This window comes from Oligella sp. HMSC05A10 (assembly GCF_001808335.1).
Taxonomy (GTDB): Bacteria; Pseudomonadota; Gammaproteobacteria; order Burkholderiales; family Burkholderiaceae_B; genus Oligella; species Oligella urethralis.
The window spans coordinates 1-2,025 of sequence record NZ_KV792848.1 but is presented as its reverse complement, the minus strand read 5'-3'; the positions used below and the strand labels follow the sequence as shown (position 1 = coordinate 2,025).

The 2,025-nt window shown below is 38.5% G+C and carries 2 protein-coding genes; one reads left to right on the top strand and one right to left on the bottom strand.

Going from position 1 to position 2,025, the window contains the following annotated elements; genetic code table 11:
• Positions 1-50: 50 nt before the first annotated feature.
• A complete protein-coding gene (locus tag HMPREF3144_RS01180) occupies positions 51-1,415 on the bottom strand; it encodes a hypothetical protein (RefSeq protein ID WP_070475815.1) in 1,365 nt (454 codons plus the stop codon).
• Between the two features lie 106 nt (positions 1,416-1,521).
• Here HMPREF3144_RS01180 and HMPREF3144_RS01175 point away from each other — a divergent pair, with 106 nt between their 5' ends.
• A complete protein-coding gene (locus HMPREF3144_RS01175; protein WP_070475812.1) occupies positions 1,522-1,803 on the top strand; it encodes a hypothetical protein in 282 nt (93 codons plus the stop codon).
• Positions 1,804-2,025 lie beyond the last annotated feature (222 nt).

Below are 2,025 nucleotides of genomic sequence, written 5' to 3'. Positions count from 1 at the left end.
AATTATTATGTTGCTTTAGAGGAACAGACTGTCTGTTAAATTGGCTAGGATCATACAGCTTCTTTAGGGTCGTAATCAGCATGGGTACTATCTGCGATATCATCTACATTACCCGTTCTGACACGCTCTGCTCTTTTAGCAATGGCTTCTTCTTTTTTAGCGATTTCTGCCTGTCTCTGTGCTTCTTTAGTAGCGGCTCTTCGCATAGGTGCGCTAATGACTTCAGCAACTCCTCTGACGCCTCCAGTCATTCCACCGCCACCCATACCTTCGAGCATACCACTAAGGTAGATATCCTCACCTGTAGGGTCTTCTAATTGAGCCTTAGCTTCTGTATATCCTTGAGCAGCGCCAATGGGGAATTCACTAGCAAAACCACCTAAGTAAGCTTTACCAGTTCTGGTAGCCATGTTATCCCCTGCAAAGTTAGCTAGTTTACGTAGCCTACTTACATTCTTAGCAGTTTCTTCAGATGCCTCTTTAGCCGCTTTAGTAGCCCCTTTAACTGCTTTGGTAGGTGCTAATGCAGCTTTGGACAAACCAGTAATAAAACGATCTCCTGCGGCATCTAGAGAGGCTCCTGCTACAGACCATAATCTAGACTCATCTAGTTGTCCTTTAGTAGGTAAAGCTCCTTGGTTTTCTTTAGCGTGATTAAGTATGTATTCAGAAGTCTGTCTTGAAACCTCAGAAGGCATTTCAGCAAGTAAGGAAGTCCCTTTTGAGTAAGCTGCGGCAAGAATATTAGCTACGTTTTCCCCAGCTAGCCCAGTAGTAGCGGAAGGATTACTAACAGCGGAAAGTAAGGAACTGCCTACCAGTGTTCCTAATCCCCCATCAGGATTATCTTTAAAGTTTTCCCAGTTTTGTCTTAGCTCTCTAACTAATTTATCTCTATGGGAGTCGTAGAATCTGGAATCATCTATACTTAGTAAATTACGGAAGTCCTCTATACCCTTCCTACGCTCAACCATTTCCTGCACTCGGCTGTAAGGACTTGTTTCAGTATCTGGGTTATATTTAAACAACTCCTCTCTTTCTTCAGGAGTTATGGTACCTTGGCGGTTTTTGTTATATAGCTCAATGTCTCTCTCAGGGAGTAAAAATGCTTGCTTTTCCAGCAATGCACTATCTCTTCCAGTAAGTACATTGCCTAAAAGTCTTAAAGCACCGTTAGCAACTCTACCTGTATTATTCACAGTAGCGGCAGCTAAGGATCCTCTCTCTAGTCCTAGCTTGCCAATCATTGACTCATCATATCTTTCTTTATCTGCTACCAAGCCGGGCATTAATTCAGCAATTCTTTTTGATTTATCTTGGCTTGCTCTAGCTATATCCAGTAATTTATTTTTAGTTTGGTCTGGATCGTAAGTACTATTACTAAGAAGTTTATCTCGAAGATAAGAATTAGACATGCAATAATCCTTTATTGTTATAGTTATAACTACATTATTAACGGATTATGTAGGAAAACATTCATTACTTCATAATTGAAGGATTTGTAGGGGTAAGGAGAAAGACATGGAAGAAACCAAAAAGAAGAAGAGTAGATTAACTAGAGAAGATAGAAAGATGATTCTATTTATGTTCTGGGGATTGCCTGCAACTTTTATTCTTATTCTTATTTTTCAATACCTTAATATTGTTATGGTTAATAACTTTACATTTTGGGAAAGGTTGAATTATTTTCTATATACGAAAGACATTCATATATCTTTAATAATTTTTTTATTCTTTCCTGCAATTTACATATGGAAAGTTGGAACCTACTGGTCTAAGAGATTTCTTAACAGTGGGGAATAAATAAATAACAACATTTCTACTCCCCACTATCCCTACATAATACCTACTTAGATAATTTGTTTTTCACCGATCGGTCAAATTTAAATTCCTCTCTGGTATTCGCATCGGATACTGCTTGTTGCGGGTTATCTTGAATGTAGTTTTTAATAGTATTAGTTAAGGCTAGAACGTAATCACTATCGAGCATCAAGAGGGTGTAAGGTATTTTGTGTAACTTGATTT